Annotated in this window: 14 protein-coding genes; 1 reads left to right on the plus strand and 13 read right to left on the minus strand. The window is 67.5% G+C overall.

The window, feature by feature from the left end; genetic code table 11:
- The first annotated feature begins 20 nt into the window (after positions 1–20).
- On the plus strand, positions 21–1,025 hold the full coding sequence (locus tag DLJ53_RS17910) for a glycosyltransferase family 2 protein (protein ID WP_162409335.1): 1,005 nt from the start codon (positions 21–23) through the stop codon (positions 1,023–1,025).
- Here the strand turns inward: DLJ53_RS17910 and DLJ53_RS17915 are convergent.
- From DLJ53_RS17915 to DLJ53_RS17975, 13 genes are all read right to left on the minus strand, one after another.
- Positions 1,022–2,011, minus strand: coding sequence for a phage late control D family protein (locus DLJ53_RS17915; protein WP_111347675.1), 990 nt, complete (start codon positions 2,009–2,011; stop codon positions 1,022–1,024). The genes DLJ53_RS17910 and DLJ53_RS17915 overlap by 4 nt on opposite strands.
- A 4-nt stretch (positions 2,012–2,015) precedes the next feature.
- Positions 2,016–2,240 carry a tail protein X gene (locus DLJ53_RS17920; protein WP_111347677.1) on the minus strand — a complete coding sequence of 75 codons (225 nt, stop codon included), beginning with the start codon at positions 2,238–2,240 and terminating at the stop codon, positions 2,016–2,018.
- Between the two features lie 9 nt (positions 2,241–2,249).
- Complete coding sequence (locus DLJ53_RS17925; protein WP_111347678.1) at positions 2,250–2,684, minus strand: phage tail protein; 435 nt, start codon at positions 2,682–2,684, stop codon at positions 2,250–2,252.
- A 55-nt stretch (positions 2,685–2,739) separates the two neighbouring features.
- Positions 2,740–5,979: a phage tail tape measure protein gene (locus DLJ53_RS17930; RefSeq protein ID WP_111347680.1), complete on the minus strand. Its 3,240-nt coding sequence runs from the start codon at positions 5,977–5,979 to the stop codon at positions 2,740–2,742.
- 158 nt (positions 5,980–6,137) lie between these two features.
- On the minus strand, positions 6,138–6,443 hold the full coding sequence (locus DLJ53_RS17935; protein ID WP_111347681.1) for a hypothetical protein: 306 nt from the start codon (positions 6,441–6,443) through the stop codon (positions 6,138–6,140).
- A 3-nt stretch (positions 6,444–6,446) separates the two neighbouring features.
- Positions 6,447–6,965, minus strand: a complete 519-nt coding sequence (locus tag DLJ53_RS17940; protein WP_111347683.1) for a phage major tail tube protein — start codon at positions 6,963–6,965, stop codon at positions 6,447–6,449.
- A gap of 32 nt (positions 6,966–6,997) precedes the next feature.
- Positions 6,998–8,488: a phage tail sheath C-terminal domain-containing protein gene (locus DLJ53_RS17945; RefSeq protein ID WP_111347684.1), complete on the minus strand. Its 1,491-nt coding sequence runs from the start codon at positions 8,486–8,488 to the stop codon at positions 6,998–7,000.
- 95 nt (positions 8,489–8,583) lie between these two features.
- A complete protein-coding gene (locus tag DLJ53_RS17950) occupies positions 8,584–8,805 on the minus strand; it encodes a hypothetical protein (RefSeq protein ID WP_146620012.1) in 222 nt (73 codons plus the stop codon).
- 3 nt (positions 8,806–8,808) lie between these two features.
- Positions 8,809–10,425: a hypothetical protein gene (locus DLJ53_RS17955; protein WP_111347688.1), complete on the minus strand. Its 1,617-nt coding sequence runs from the start codon at positions 10,423–10,425 to the stop codon at positions 8,809–8,811.
- Positions 10,422–10,613 carry a hypothetical protein gene (locus tag DLJ53_RS17960; RefSeq protein WP_111347689.1) on the minus strand — a complete coding sequence of 64 codons (192 nt, stop codon included), beginning with the start codon at positions 10,611–10,613 and terminating at the stop codon, positions 10,422–10,424. Before DLJ53_RS17960 ends, DLJ53_RS17955 begins: the two co-directional genes overlap by 4 nt.
- An 8-nt stretch (positions 10,614–10,621) precedes the next feature.
- Complete coding sequence (locus tag DLJ53_RS17965; protein ID WP_111347691.1) at positions 10,622–12,943, minus strand: hypothetical protein; 2,322 nt, start codon at positions 12,941–12,943, stop codon at positions 10,622–10,624.
- Positions 12,944–12,952: 9 nt separating this feature from the next.
- On the minus strand, positions 12,953–14,233 hold the full coding sequence (locus DLJ53_RS17970; RefSeq protein WP_111347692.1) for a phage tail protein I: 1,281 nt from the start codon (positions 14,231–14,233) through the stop codon (positions 12,953–12,955).
- Complete coding sequence (locus DLJ53_RS17975; RefSeq protein ID WP_111347694.1) at positions 14,230–15,117, minus strand: baseplate assembly protein; 888 nt, start codon at positions 15,115–15,117, stop codon at positions 14,230–14,232. Before DLJ53_RS17975 ends, DLJ53_RS17970 begins: the two co-directional genes overlap by 4 nt.
- Positions 15,118–15,124: the final 7 nt, after the last annotated feature.

Here is a 15,124-nt window from a genome sequence, read left to right on the forward strand (position 1 = left end):
GCTTAGGCTTGGGAGTTGATGTGAAGATCGCCTTGCTAGTGATCGCCTCCAATGAGGCGGCGTATATTGCGGAGTTCGTCTACCACCATCTTCGGCATGGCTTCGCTCCGATATCGATCTACGTGAACAATACAGATGATCGAACCGTCGAAATCCTTGCGGCGATCTCTAAGGCGAACAGCGATATTCAGTTCTTGCTCGAGGACCCGGCCAATCCGATCCCCAAGTCGAAGGACTTTCAGCCTACGGCCTACCGGAGACTGGTCGATGCGCTTGGCGTCAGCGCCGACTATTTCGCTGCCCTTGATGTCGACGAGTTCTGGTGCCCTGCCGGGCTGACCGCTTCCGTGCAGTCCTATCTCGCAGACGTCGGCCAGCCCGACGTCGCGTGCGCGAACTGGGTGATGCCGGTGAACGACGAGCGCCCATTTGCGTCGCTGGCCGACCAGGATGTCGTCGGGCACATCAACTCGCACATCAAGTCGATCTGGCGGGCGGACCTGCCGGTTCGCCGGTTCCACCCTCATCACCCGGTCCTGGACGGTGCGGTCACGACGCACGTCGCGAGCGGCCATCGGCTGGGCTCGTCCAACAGCAAGACTGTCGCCATGCCGACGAGCGTTGGGCCGGCGTTCGTCTACCATCGGATGCACAGGAGCTTGATCGAGTACCTCGCCCTGTTGAGCCGCGGCCGCCCGAGAAGCACGGAAGTCTTCAAGACGAACCGAGCTGGATACCGGTACTACATCAACAAGAAGTTCGCGTCGCAGTTGGATGCACCCAAAGACGCCAGGGCCCGCTGGGCCGCCGGTTATCGAGAGTTTTTCAAGTACTGCAAGATCGATGATCTGATCCGCGCCGCGCGCCTCGACACAATCGATCGCGCGGTCGCTGCCGTGGAAACCTATCGGGCCTTGGACGACGACACCAAGCTCTACTACGAGCAACCATTCCGGCTTGTGAACTTCGAGAAGGCGCTGGCCCAGGCCGAGGCAGCGCGCGCGGAGATCATGGCCAACGCCTAGACCTGCAGCTCGGCGTCAATGTCGGTGGTGTAGCCGCCACCTTTCGAGAAGCTGTGGCGGACCGTCTTGGCGATGAACGGGACCCCATCCACGCCCGGGCGGACGCCGGCGAGGGTGACCGACTGGCCGGCGGCGACCGCCGGGTTGCCTATGATGGTGACCGACAGACGCTTGGTGGCGCGCTGCAGATCCTTCGCCTTGCTGTCGGCCGCCTTCTTCGCCTCGTCCTGCGTCGCGAATATCTCACCGATGCGATAAATCGCTTCGGCGTCGTCGTCCGCGATGGCCTCCTCGATCTTCCGCTTCGCCTCGGCCTTGTCCTGCCAGAACGCCTCGACCTTCTGGTGCGACGGGCGATCGTCGGCGGTGAACCGGCACGTGCCCTGGACGATGACCGACGGCGTGATGACGAAGCCGGGGATCGACACTCCGGCCGCCGTCTGGCCGCTGCCGCGCTCGGCGAAGATCAGCGACCCGTTCTTGACCGTGAAGAGCGCGTTGAAGCGCGCCGCCAGGCGCTCGAGGAAATGGATGTCGCCCTCGTCGACCTGGCCCACCCACGGGAGCACGGTGGACCCGACCGAACCGCTCACCTTCGCGGCGAGGCCGTGCTCGCCGGCGATCTCCTCGACGATGGTGCTCAACGGCTTCTCGTCCCAGTGCCGGGACTTGTTCTGCTTCATCTTCGCCCGGATGTCGGCGGAGGACCCGCCGATCCGCATCGCGTAGGGGAGGCACTCCACCTCGACGGTATCGACTGTGTACCGGCCGAGCAGCACCGGTGCCCCGTAGCCCAGCGCGACGGTGACCGGGTCGCCCGTGTTCGGGATCGCCAGCATCCCGGCCTCCCACCCGTCGTTCAGGTGGATCGAGACCGTGTCGTTGCTGGTGCCCTCGGCGTCGGTGACGTCGATCGAGACCAGGCGCGAGTAGAAGGGCGAACCCATCACCTGTCCGCCGACGGTGACGATCGCGGATGGCTGCATGGCGTCAGTCCCAGAGGCGGATCAGGTCGGGCTGCGCCCGCGCGCTCTTTTGCTCGACGGGTGGACACACGACCTTGGTGCCGATCGGCAGGACCGGTCCGATATCGTTGAGGCGGCGGTTCGCGGCCATGATCAGCTCGGTCACGCCGGCGGTTTTGCCATAGTGGCGATAGGCGATGGCGTCGATCGTGTCGTCCTGCAGCGCCTTGATGGTGACGGGCGAGGGCATGGCGCGCTCCTACGTGAAGAGGCGGATCGCGCCGCCGATGACAGAGCCGCTGGTGATGCCCGGGTAGCGGCGCAGGTGGATCCCATACTGGTCGACGCGCGCGCGGCCGCGTCCGGAGAACGTGTCCTGGCGGCTGTCGACGTCCTCGACGACGAACAGACCGAACACCACACCCCCCAGCGAGATCAGCGGGACGGGGACGCCGGAGACGGCAAGCGCCTCGATCCCCGCCTTCTCGGCCTGACCACCGAACTCCTCGGGATGGAGGACACCCTTGATCGACACCGTCTGCTTGGACGGGCCGAGGTACTGAAGCGCGTCCCAGCCCTGCGCGGTCTTGATCTCCGCCCACCCGGTCTCCATCCCGGTCTCCAGGTCACGGAAGGCGAAGCCGAGGGCCTCGAAGGCGTATGGCCCCAGGATCAGAACAGAAGGTCCGGCCATCGCTCACCTCGGCTTCAGGGGTTGGCCTGGGCAGCGGGGAGCCGCCCTGGCATGGTCAGATGACGTCGCCGAACCGCAGTCGGGGGACGGAAGCGAGGCGCCTCTCGATCGTCTCCATCGTCCGGTTGGCGATCTCCTGCGCGTTGCCGGACCCCGCCTGGACGTTGATGTCGCCGAACGTGATGGAGACGCCGCCGGCCGGACCAGCGGCCGGTGCCGCCTGGCGGGCGGCGTCCACCATGGTCACCCGGCGCGCCATGGTGGCAGCGCGCTCGGCGCGCCCACCGATGCTGCCGGGCTCCGCAGGCGCGCTGACGGTCACGTCTGGCACCTGCAGTGCGGATCGGAGCTCGGCGAGCGCGGGCGTCGCGCCCCCCAGGCCGCTGAGTGACCCGGAGACGATGCCGGCCAGGACCGCGGACTGCCGAGCCACCGGCGCCGTCCGGCTCATGCCGTCGGCGAGCTGGACCGGGATGAGGCCACCAGAACGCACCAGGGCCCGCAGCGGCCCGACCTTCGCCGGGGACTGAGGGAAGTGGTCGGCGACGCCCTGAGCCATCTCAGCGGCCGCCGCACGCGCCTCGCCGGCCCTCGACCGGATGCCAGCGGCAAGCTGCCCACCGATCTTCGCTCCGGACGCAAAGGCCCGCGCCGCCGCTCCGTCGAGGATGGCGGTGAGGCCGCTCACGCCGGACTGGACGCCCTGCTGCATCTCTTGGCCGCCTCGCACGCCCGCGTCGGCGAGCGCCTGGCGGATCTGGTCGACCGCGCCGGCCGCGTCCGTCGCCCCGGACTGGATGTCCCGGATGACCGCCTGCACCCGTGCGCGGACCTCCGGCATGCCGTCGGTGACGGTCCGGATCTCCGCGTTGATGCCGGCGAGCTCGCCCTGCTGGTCAGGCGACAGGAGGTTGCCGCGGAACGTGCCCGCCGGCGACGCCATGGACCGAAGCTCGCCGGCCCGCTGCGCGAGGCTGATGAGCCGCTCGAGCGACGCCGCTTCCTCCGCAACCTGCTTCGGGTCAGCGACGAATGGTCCGGCCCCTCCCCTGCCCTCCTCCATCCCAGTCGATGTCATCGGACGAATCGGGGGCGTCGGTGGTGCACGATCGGTCTCGGTGCTGCCGGTCCGACCGAACATCACATCCCGGAAGCGCTTGATCTCCGCCGCGAGGTCCGGGTCTCCGGTGCCGGCGCCAAGGTACTGCTCAGGCCGGTCGGGTTTCGCGCGGTCGTCATAGACCATGCTGGCGATCCAACCCGACGCCAGCATGTTCCGGAACGCCCAGACGAGACCCTCGCGGATATCCGTCCGGCCATCGTTTGGGTCGCTGCCCGGCTTCGTGCTCTCCGGCCGTGGCTTCGCGCGAGGTTGCGCCGGAGCGCCATCGCGGGCTTCAGGGCCGACCTCGGCGGCGTCTGCGGTCCAGTCATTGAGGAGGGCCGCAAGTGAACCGATGCCGACCGCGCCGAGACCAATGATCTTCCCCCATTTGCCGGTGCTCTTCGCAGCCTTTCCGAGCCCCTTCGCAACACCCGTCGCCCCGCGGAGCGTGGCCATCGCGGTCTTGATGGTCTTCGCTGCGATGAGGAACGCGCCCGCGCCGGCGATCAGCTGCGTCGGCAAGCTGAGTTCGCCAAGGCGCTCGAACCCCTCGGCGATGCTGGTGACGCCGTCCAATGCCTCGGCCAGCGTGATGATGGCGTGGGCCATCAGGAAGACGCGACCGATCCTCGACAGCGCCAGCCCGGTGGTGAACGACAGCAGACCCTTGCCGATCGTCGCCAGAGCGGCGACGCCGGCGGCAACACTCGCGGCACTCAGGCCGCCCAGGGCCGCGCCCAGCTCCTTGATCGACGAGCCCAGGTCGCCCAGGGCGCCGAAGTCGCCGGAGACCACGTCCCGCAGCGCGGAGCCGAGCCCTCGGAACTTCTCGGTGATGCCGACCAGGCTGCGCTCGTTCGCAATCGACGCCGCGATCTTCTCGAATGGCGGAGCGTCCTCGCCGAGCTTCCGGTACGTCCCGAAGACGAAGTCCTCGAGCGCCTCGAACTGGCCCCGGATGCCCCCGAAGATATCGCCAGCGCCGAGGCCGTCGCGGAGCCCCGCCCATGCGGCGCGGATGCGGTCGGTGACGTCGTCGTTGCTGGTCGCGAGGCTGGCGAGGTCGTCGCTGAGCCTCTCCGAGCCGGCGGCGATCGACGGCAGGAACCGAGACCCGATCTCGACGCCGATGGCGGCGATGTTGTTCTTCAGGCGCTGGAGCGCGAACTCGGTGGTCCCCGCCCGCGTCTCGAACTCTTTTGCAACCGAACCGGCGCGGTCAGCAGCGTTCGCCATCGCGGCATAGGCGTCGACTACGGTCTTCAGGTTGAGCTTCGAGAAGTCGTCCGAGAAGTCCTTGCCAACAAGGTTGGCCCAGACCTCGGCCGCCTCGTCCTTGTCCATCTTCTGGATGGTCTCGAACATCCGGGTCATGGCCTCGGGACCGTTCTTGTCCCGGAGCTTGCGCCAGTCCTTGAACGAGATCCCCATCGCCTTGAACGCGGCCCGGACCTTCGCACCGCCGACGGACAGGTTCGTGGCCATCGCGTTGACGCCGCGCGCCGCGGTCTCAGGGACGATGCCGCTGGCGACCATCGACGCGCCGAGGGCCTGCAGCTCGGCCACGCTGTGGCCGAGCCCCTTGGCCGCGCCGGCGGCCCGGTTCGTGAATTCCAGAACCTCGCCGGCCGTCGCGGCGAACTTGTTGGAGAGGTGGTTCGCGCCGTTGGCGAGGTCTACGAGTTCAGACTGCGTCAGCCCGAACACGTTCTTGAGCTTCGCGAACCGGTCACCGGCCTCATCCGCGCTCATCCCGAACGCGACGGCCGATTTCGCCGTCAGCTCGGTGAAGGCGAGGAGGTCCTTCGCGGCGATGCCGGACTGACCAGCCGAGGCCATGATGTTCGCCAGGCCGCTGGACGCAACCGGGATCCGCTTCGACATCTCCAGGATGCCGTCGCTGAGCTTGGCGAAGCCGGCCGGCGTCGTGTCGACGACCTTCTTCACGTCGGCCATCGCGCTCTCGAACTTGATCGCGCTGCCGATGGTGCCGCTCATCGCGCCGCGGAGCGTCATGTACCCGGCGCCGAGAGCGAGGATGGACTTCGTCATCCCGCCGAGGCCGAGGTTCATGCCGCCCATGCGGGCGGTGTCGCGCTGGAAGCCCTTCAACCGCTTGCCGAGGAGGCCGAGCCCCTTGGATGCCTGGTCGCGCAGCCCAATGATGAGGGTACTCTTGGCTACGCCCACGGGGACCTCCTATCGCCGGCGCGCGGCCCGCTTCTCCGCCTTCTGGCGTTCCCTGATCTGCTGGACCGCGAACTCAGCCCAGCCAACGGCATCGCCGAGGCCGAGACGAAGAACGTCCGGCATCGGCCAATGCAGCTCGCGTGCGATGGTCGCGGCGATTACTCTCCAGTCCCCGCCGCTTCCTCGTTTCCCCCGATGCACTCCGCCACGTGCTTTTCGATCAGCGCGAATGCGTCCTTGTTCGCGACCAGCTCGCGGAGGAAGCGCGCGGGCTGCTTGAAGATCACGTCGCGCGGGACGCCGGAGACGATCTGGACCATCTCCATGATCAGGCCGTTCTCGGTGGACTCGTGTTCGCCGACCTTCACGGCCTGCTCGACGTTGATCTCGTCGGGGATGGTGATCTCCGACCACTTCATGCCGCCGACGTCGATGGTCTTGGGGAGCTTCAGAGTGACGGGCATCGGTTAGACCTGCGTGAGAACGGACATGCTGTCGAAGATCTTCGTGCCGTCGACAGTGAGCTCGAAGTCGTCCCACTCCAGCCGCACGGTCTCGTCGCCCTCGATCGTCAGCTTCCCGTAGGTCGGCTTGATCGTGTAGCCGTGGGAATGGTCCTTGCCGGGGCCCCAGCTGTCGAAGTCGATCTCCGACATCATGCCGCGCACGTAGTAGCGCGCGCGCTGCTTCGACCCGTCCTCACCGCGCATGTCGCCGATGAAGAGGAACTCCTGGTCGGGCCGGCCGAGGAAGCTGATGTTGTGGGCGCTGAGGCCCGTCATCGTGATCTCAGCGTCCTCGACGGAGAACCCGTGCAGGGACGGGCGCTCCTTGTTCATGCCGGCGTTGCGGATGTCGTTGAACTCGAGGGTGATGTTCGGCGTCTGCATCTCAGACGCCTGGCCGATCATCGAGTTGTTCTCGTCCGTCCCGACGTAGACGGTCGCGTTCTTGATGATCGAGCGCGGAAGGTTGCTGCGAGCCATTGGCCGTTATCCTTGCGTGTGAGGTTGCGCGATTAGCCCGCGGCCGCGGTGATCGGCCCCTCGCGGAGCACGCCTTCCACCTGGTCGAGCAGGAGCTGGTAGTAAGCGATGTTGCGCTTCGCCCGGACGAGGATGGCCTCGATCACGCCGACCGGCTCGAAGGTCACGTCGAGGTAGAGGCGCCCGCTGGCGAGGCTCTCCGACGTGTTGAGGTCGCGCGGCAGGTCGACCTCGCCGGCGTAGATGTTGTCGGTCGCCACCATCGTCCGCAGCACCGCGTTGATGCCCTCGACGATGAAGGTGATGTTGTCCACCGTCATCCGCTTGCCGATGTACTTCATCAGCGTCTGCTCGATCGTCTCGTTGATCAGGTCGGCCGTCGCGCGGACGCTGTCGAACTGCCAGAGCGGATCGTCGTAGGCGAGGCGCGAGCCCCAGGTCTTGAAGCCGCCGGCCTCCGACTTGAGGAAGCAGCTCACCTGGTTCTCGTTCAGGTAGTTCGTCTGGTTCGGATAGCGCAGCGTGCGCGACAGACCGACGATCGACCGGACGTCCTTGTTGTCGACCGGAACCGAGACCGCCTGCTCGGTCGCGATGCGGCCGCGCACGCCTGCGAAGACGACGGAGCCCGGCCGCGCCACGTTCTGCTCGGTCGCCTCGTCGTACTGCAGCACCGGGTGGTCGATGACCATGATGCGGCCGTTGTTGATGGCGCCGCGGTAGGCGATCGCCTCGGCATCCGTGGTGCCGGGACCGTCGACATAGGCGCGCGCGGTCACCGACCGGTCGTGCGCGACGATGCCGAGGGCGATCGTGACCGGGTTCATCGCGTCGCCGACGTTGGCCGTCGCGGTCGGCAGCGTCGGGCTGCTTCCGCCACCGCCGGTGAAGGCGACGACCGGAGCCTCGGTCATGTTCTCGCCGGCCTTCGTGATGGTGAAGCCGACCACGGTGCCCTCGTCGGCCGAACCCTCGTCGCCGAGGATCGCGGTGGCCACCGGAAGCACCAGGCCCGGGTCTGTGCCGCCGCCGGAGAACGCCACCGTCGGCGGCTCCGTCATGCCCGAGCCGGCCGCGGTGATCGTCAGCGACGTCAGACCGTCGTTGATGTACCGGCTGGTGAAGGTCGGGGCGATCAGGACGCGGGGGCGGTAGCCGATCAGATCCTTCGCCTTGAGGAAGGCGTAGCAGCCCGTCAGGGCCGTCAGCGAGCCGACGACGTTCGCTTCCGTGGCCGCAGCGTCGGCGCCCTCCGAGACGCGGACGACGACCATGTAGGACGTCCCCTCGGCGATCAGGGTGGAGATCGCCCACGGCAGCGTCCCGTCGGCCCCCAGCGTCGTCGCCAGGTTCACGGTGCCGGCCAGGAGGAGGACGGGCTGGTTCAGCGGGAAGATCGACGCGTCTGCATCCTCGGCGGTGCCGATGACACCGACGACGCCGAACCGGTTGTATTCCGGGATCGCAGCACTGGCTTCGGCCTCGGTGACCTGCGTCCCGTGGTGATAGTTGAGAGACACCATTCCTGGGCTTCCTTCACGGCAAAAAGCCCGGCGCGCGGCCAGGCGTCATGTGGTCGATGATCCCGGTGCTCGGACCAGGAGAGGGTGGAGGTGGCTTAGAAGCGCGTCCCGCTCGGGACCGTGATCTCGATGCCGTCCCCTTCGGGATCGATCGCGTCCAGGACGATGACGAACGCCTCCTCGTCCTGGTTATCGTCGGTGAAGATCCGGATCTCGCGCGTCTTCGCCCCGGTCTCCTGATCGGTCACGATCTCGGTGACCGCGATCGTGCTGACCTCCGTCAGCTTGACCGTCTGGCGCAGCAAAGTAACCGCCATGGATCAGCTCCCCTGCGCCTTCAGCGCCTCGATTTCCGCGATCAGTTCCTTGACGACGCAGAACAGGACCATCGTCATGCCGGACGTATTGAGGACCCAGCTCCCGTTGCCCGCATCGAAGCGGACGAGGCGCTTGATCTCGTCCGGCATCGTCGCCCAGTTCGTGTCCTGGACGACCAGCCCCGCCTCGCGCTGACCGTCGCCCCCCTTGCGCAGGAACGAGCGCGCCGGGATCGCAGCGAGCGCCTCGGCGAGCGCGGGGGCGGCCTGGACGTCCTCCTTCGCCTCGGCGTCCGACAGGGTCAGGAAGGACCCGGTCTTGGAGTAGACGTCGCCGCTGAGGTGGACCTCGTAGCGCACCTCGGGATCGCCCGTGCCGCCATTGTTGCCGATGACCTGCTGCATCCGCTTGGTCGACGGGGCGGACTGAAGGGCCTTCTGGACGATGTTCCCGGTGATGCCGAGGACGAGACCGTTGCTGGTGGTCGTGGTCTCGTCACCGTTGCCGACGACGATGGATGGCGCTCCGTCGAGATAGGCAGCGATATGGGCGTCGGGGTCGAAGTTCGCGGAGTTCCAGACCGTCCACCATCCTTCGATGGAGTTGTTGAAGCGGCGGACGCGGACGTCGCCCGCCCCACCGACCATCATCTGGAAGCCGTAGTTGACGTCCTTCTTGAACGTCGCGACCGCGGCGTTCGGAGATGCCGGACCGGTGATCCAGGTTCCCTGCTCGACATAGATGCCGTTGTTCGCCGAGGTTCCGTTCGTCGTCTGGGTCGTCTCGATCCGTTGAAGCGTGGCGGCGGTGCCGCTGCGAACGGCTTCCTCGAACAGCGTCCCGTATTGGGACGACAGCGCCGTGACCGTGCTCTGCACTGATGCCAGCGTGGCACCCTGCGAATTCACCGTGGAGATGAGGGTCGAGATCTGACCGCTGTGCGTCCCGATGGTCGTCGAGTGCCCGCCCACCGTTCCGCTGAGGGACGAGATGGTGGCCTGGGCGGTGACGAGATCATCGGACACGCCGGTGACGGTGACAGCGAGCGCATTGAGGTCGCTCTCGACGTCCGCGATCAGCCCCGTCACCGTCGCTTCCGACGCCGCCACCGTAGCGTCGACATAGCCCTCGGTCGCGCCCGAAGGCACCGCCGGCGTGATCGTCCAGTCCGCGAAGCTGCCGGCGCCATTGGTGGAGATGACGTCCACCGCGAGCGAGCCCGTGTCCTGGTCGTAGGAGGTGAAGGTCACCTCCATCCGCGAGAGCGGCGCCCCCGTGGAGTAGATCAGGAGCGTGCGGGTCGGGATGAAGTAGGGGCGCTGCTCCGCCGGCACGACGAAGGTCTTGGACCCCGTCCCGATGGTCGCCGGCGTCGTCGACGTCGCGGTGAAGTAGGCGCCCGGGTCGGTGACCTCCAGCGCGGCCTCGATCGCCGGCTTCAGGACATCGTCGATGCGCGTGAGCCCGAGCTCGACGATCGCCGTCTCGGTCTCCTGGAGGGAGATGCGCTGCTCCTCCAGCGTGTTGAGGCGGAGGCTCAGGTCCCGCATCCGCCGGTTCAACGATGCCCGGTCGAGTGTCTCACCGGCGGAGAACTCGAGCTGTGCCAGCGCGCTCAAGGGATGGCATCGACGCGGATAGTCGCGATGACGTCCGCGCCGATCTCCTCAACCGCCGAGCCCTTGATGCCGTACCCACGGCCGGGGAGCGGATGCAGAACCATGCCCGACGAAGGCACCTGCACCCGCTGGCTCACGGTCACGTAGTAGCGGCCCTCCGGCTCGATCTCGATGCCTTCGATCTTCATGGTTCACCTCAGAAGGTCTGGTAGGTCATTTCCTCGACGGCGAAGACGTCCGCCGTCGCGACCACCGAGCCGGTCATCTTGAAGGTCAGGGCGCTGATCGCGCTCGTGATCTCCGTCGCGGTCCAGCTGAAGGTTCGCTCCACGCGCTTGTGGACGCCGTCCGCCGCCGTCTCCAGCACGCGGTCCTCGTAGCCGGCCGCGGCGTTGTCGTTGACGGTCATCGACAGCGCGTGATCGGCCGCCTTGAAGTGCTCCAGCACCACCTTGGCCTTCACGACCTGCGTGGACGGGACCGTGTACGCCTCCGAGATCCACGTCATCGCCGTGCCGAGCTTCCCGACCTGGACCCGAGAGCCATTGAGCTGGATGCCCGGCATGAAGTCCTTGGTGCCGACGAAGCGGAGCCGCAGGTTCACGGTGATCGGCTGGGTCGACAACGGCAGCGCGGCCGCCTTCGTCAGCGGCACCCACTCGGAGGTGCCCTGGCGCCGGATCTCGGGAATGATCGACCCGTCCGGCGAGTGGACGTAGCTTGCGCAAATGTCGATGTCGTTGATGCCGGCCGGAAGGGACAGATCCTTCATCCGGACGACCTCGGTCGTCTTCTTGAACTCGCAGGTCCGCAGCTCGAACATGACCTGCGTCTGCGTGTCGGCGAGTTCGAGGCCGCTTGCCGTCGAGACGTAGAGCGCGCCATCCGGGAACTCGTCGTCCGGCACCATCGCGATCTTGTGCGAGCCGCTCGAGCGAATGGCGAAGGCGTACCGCTTGCCCGGCTGCAGGAGCCCGCGGTCGAGGAACACCGTCGTGTAGGTCTCGAAATTGCCCGGCACCCAGGTCTTGATGTTGGCGTGGGTGCAGGTGCCGATGGTGATGACGCGGTCCGGGTCCGGGAGGCCGTCGCGGGTCTCCATCAGGGCGACCGTGATGTCGCCGGCCGGGCCCTTCTCGGTCACCATCAGGTCGACACGGATCACCCAGCCGTACTGGCCGCTCGCGAAGGTCTGGACGACCTCGGTCCCGGAGACGATCTGCTCGTCGATCACCATCTCCTGCGAGAAGCCGGGCTCCTCGTCGTACCAGTAGCCCTCCAGGCGGGCGATGGTGCCCGACAGGCCGGACTGCTCGGCCGGGTTCGGCGTGAGCGACGTCGTCTCGTAGTAGGCGTCCGGCACAACGTAGGTGCGGCCGTCGTGGATGAAGGTGGCCCGGCGGTACTCGATCTCGGGGCGCTCCGCCCAGAAGCGAGCGTTCCGGGTCGGCGTGCGGCCGGCGCCGGCGCGGATGCGCATCGCAGAGCGCTGCATCACCTTGTAGGTGGTCGTCGCGAACTCGTACTGGGAGAGCGGCAGCGGGTTCGCCGTCGTGTCCTCGTTCCGCGTCGAGAGGCGCGCGACCGAGTTGAAGGCCGGGATCATGAAGCCGGACTGGTTGCTGACGTGGACCCGGTTCTCGTTCGGGTTCTCCAGCTCGAGTTCGCTCTCGGCGACGCTGGAGAAGGGGAAGCGCACACCGTCCTGCACCTCGGCCGCGTAGCTGACGCCGTCCGTGTCGCTCTCCTCGTCGTCGAGGAAGCGGTCGCCGCCGTAGGCCGCGTAACCGCTCTCCAGCTCGAGCCGCTCCTTCAGCAGGGCGATGTCCGACGCCATGCTCTCGACGACCCACCGCGGCACCAGGCCGTTCACCGACGCCGCGACGCCGGACAGGTCGGTGCGGATCGTCGCGACCTGGTCGCCGATGACGCTCTGCACCGCCTCCTGATCCTTCAGGCGAAGGTCGAGCTCCGGGATCGAGGCGGCGTAGTACTCCGTCGCCGAGCGATAGGTGACGATGCCGGACGTGCCGAGGAGCACCCAGCCGATGACGATCTGGTCGGCGTTCAGGATCGGGTAGGTCGGCGCGGCCGCCTCCGTTCCCAGAACCACCGCCAGGGACGCCACGCGCGCCGACTGCATCGCGACCGAGGACGGCTCGGCGTCGCCGGTGTCCACGTCGATTAGGAAGTCGCGGTTCTGGATGTCGGTGTCGATGTCGTTCGCCCGCAGCACCAGGCCGACCCACCGCTGCGTCAGCACCGGCAGGTTGACCAGGAAGTTGAAGGTGACGGAGACCTCCATCGCGTAGCGCTGGCCGCTGACGTAGTAGGACCCGGGCCCGACGGCGAGCGTCGTCTCGCTCGGCTGGGTAACGTCGAAGCCCCGCCACTTGCGATCCGTCGTCAGAAGCTCGGCCGCGATGGTGTCGAACTCGTTGCGCGCGAAGCCCTGGAGGTTGTTGAAGTCTTCGGCCAGCAGCTCCTGCCGCTCGCGGAACAATACCTGCTTCTGCATGTAGAAGTCCTATTCCGTATCTGGCAACAACGTGCCGAGCTTGAACCCCTTATCGAGGTTGATTGGGTCATCGACTGTCAGGTCGCGGTAGGTGCGGGTCCGGACCCAGATTTTATCGCGCGCCGACTTGGACACCCGGACGGCTTCGAGGGCCGCCGAGACGCGGTCGGTCTTCACCGCGAGGCACCCGCGAAGGTGCTGGCCGACGAAGATGCCGGTCGGGCGACGGGCCACCAGGCGCACATTCAGCTGAGCGTGGTAGGCGGGCATGCCGAGCCGGACGTGGCCGGCGAACGTCCCGCCGCCGCGGGGCGCCATCTTGTTCCGCCCGGCCTCGAACAGGTACAGGCGCTCGTAGACCTTGAAGGGCGCCAACGACGGCGGGAGGAAGATCCTGCTGTCCTTCCGTCCGTGAGGGTAGCTCGGCCGCGGCGTGACGAACTGACGGGCGCTCGGGAACGCGGACCCGTATTGCGCCGGGCCGCTCTCGACGACCTTGTCCGGGATGATGTTCACCGGGGTCGCCGACGGCACGACGGTCCGCTTCCGGACGACCTCCTCGAACTCGCTCACGTCGGCCGGCGTGTAGGTCGCCACGACGCGGCCGCTCGCCGACGAGGGGTCGGGGAAGCACCGATACAGAGGGCCGTTCGGAAAGCAGCCGTGCGCTTTCGCCGGGATGTAGGTCTCGACATAGTCGATCGCCGTCGTCCCGGTGACGACCAGCGTGCGCTGGGCGGTGACCGTCGGCGTTTCCTCGCCGGTGGCCGGGTCGTAGACGAAGGACCGAATGCCCGCGCGCTCGAACGCGGTTGACGCAATCATGAACCGATCGCGCCCCTCCACGTAGAAGCCCGCCCCCGGATAGACGCCATAGGCGACCTTCCCGCGGTTGCGCTGCTTGTAGGTCCGCAGCTGGCGGAACTGCGCCAGGTAGGCCGCGATCTCCTGCGGTGTCCGGGCGAGCCCGGCGTAGGCCGTATCCGGCGGCGTGCGCGCACCGACGACCTCGCCGCCGACCAGGGCGACGTGCGCCTTGATCCCCTTCAGGGTGCCCTTCAGCCGGTGCAGGCGGATGGCGTTGGCGACGACCCAGCGTTTCCGCTCGATTGACCAGTCGTCGTCCCAGATGTCGATCGACATCTCCCAGGCCAGGTACGGCAGGAGATGCTCGGGGATCCGCGCCGGGTCGCGCGCGAGGTGAAGCGGGACCGGGATGGCGCTGAGCGGCGCCCCGGTCTCGGCCAGCGCGCCCTCCAGCTCCGTCTGGTTGATGGGCAGCATGTTCATGCGCGGGCCGCCGTGACGTTGATCACCTCGACGAGCACCACGCCGGCCTGGTCGCCGCTCGGCGCCACGTCATAGCTCGGCTCGATGAGGTTGACCGACACGACGCCCGGCACGTGCAGCGCGGCCGTGATGCCGGACCGGTAGAGCACCGAGCCGATCGCCATGCGGCTCTCGATGTAGGTGTTCAGGGCCGCCTTGGCCTCGGCCACGATGACCGGCTTCGTCGGCGTGTCGCTGACGATCAGCTCGGCGGTGACGGTCGCCCGCACGACGCTCGGCGCCCGGACGGTCACCATGTCCGTCAGCGGCGCCACGCCCTCGTCGATCAGGCGTTCGCGGACCGCCGAGAGAATGGCCGCCGATGGGCGCGGATCAGTGCCGACCGCGCGGCAGGTGACTTCGACCCGGCCGGGCTGCGACTTGCGCACGTCCACGTCGAGAAGGGTCGGCTCCGCACTGAGGGCGAAGTAGATGTAGCCGCCGACAGTCCCCGCAGTGGAGAGGGCCTCGGGCGCCAGCTGCACGCGGCGCCGGAAGCGTTCGTCGGTCTCGCCGTCCTGCCGCTGCACGCCGTAGAGCGTGCCCAGCACGTCCAGCGCGCTCCCGACCGCGTAGGGCAACGTCGCATCGAGATAGCGGTCGTTGACCATCTGGCGCAGCACCAGCTCGCGGTAGGCGCTCTCCTGCAGGAGCACCGCGACCGGGTCCGTCTCCAGGACGAGGGTGTCGTAGGCCGGCAGATCCGGGTTCTCGGCGCGCGCTTCGTCCCACAGCTCGAGGAACCGGGCCTTCCGCTCGTCGAGGATCACCTCATAGTCGAGCGGATCGATGGCTTCCGGCGGCGTGAGGCTGGCGAAGTCGATGTCGTAGAAACGCTGCGCCATGGCCCGC

It is taken from the genome of Acuticoccus sediminis (assembly GCF_003258595.1).
Classification (GTDB): domain Bacteria; phylum Pseudomonadota; class Alphaproteobacteria; order Rhizobiales; family Amorphaceae; genus Acuticoccus; species Acuticoccus sediminis.

Bases quoted from the DNA above. Each gene is read 5' to 3' on its own strand.
- DLJ53_RS17975 (WP_111347694.1), bottom strand. From the start codon at position 15,117: ATGGCGCAGCGTTTCTACGACATCGACTTCGCCAGCCTCACGCCGCCG.
- DLJ53_RS17945 (WP_111347684.1), bottom strand. From the start codon at position 8,488: ATGGTGTCTCTCAACTATCACCACGGGACGCAGGTCACCGAGGCCGAA.
- DLJ53_RS17960 (WP_111347689.1), bottom strand. From the start codon at position 10,613: ATGAAGATCGAAGGCATCGAGATCGAGCCGGAGGGCCGCTACTACGTG.
- DLJ53_RS17925 (WP_111347678.1), bottom strand. From the start codon at position 2,684: ATGGCCGGACCTTCTGTTCTGATCCTGGGGCCATACGCCTTCGAGGCC.
- DLJ53_RS17940 (WP_111347683.1), bottom strand. From the start codon at position 6,965: ATGGCTCGCAGCAACCTTCCGCGCTCGATCATCAAGAACGCGACCGTC.
- DLJ53_RS17965 (WP_111347691.1), bottom strand. From the start codon at position 12,943: ATGCAGAAGCAGGTATTGTTCCGCGAGCGGCAGGAGCTGCTGGCCGAA.
- DLJ53_RS17915 (WP_111347675.1), bottom strand. From the start codon at position 2,011: ATGCAGCCATCCGCGATCGTCACCGTCGGCGGACAGGTGATGGGTTCG.
- DLJ53_RS17970 (WP_111347692.1), bottom strand. From the start codon at position 14,233: ATGAACATGCTGCCCATCAACCAGACGGAGCTGGAGGGCGCGCTGGCC.
- DLJ53_RS17950 (WP_146620012.1), bottom strand. From the start codon at position 8,805: ATGGCGGTTACTTTGCTGCGCCAGACGGTCAAGCTGACGGAGGTCAGC.
- DLJ53_RS17935 (WP_111347681.1), bottom strand. From the start codon at position 6,443: ATGCCCGTCACTCTGAAGCTCCCCAAGACCATCGACGTCGGCGGCATG.
- DLJ53_RS17920 (WP_111347677.1), bottom strand. From the start codon at position 2,240: ATGCCCTCGCCCGTCACCATCAAGGCGCTGCAGGACGACACGATCGAC.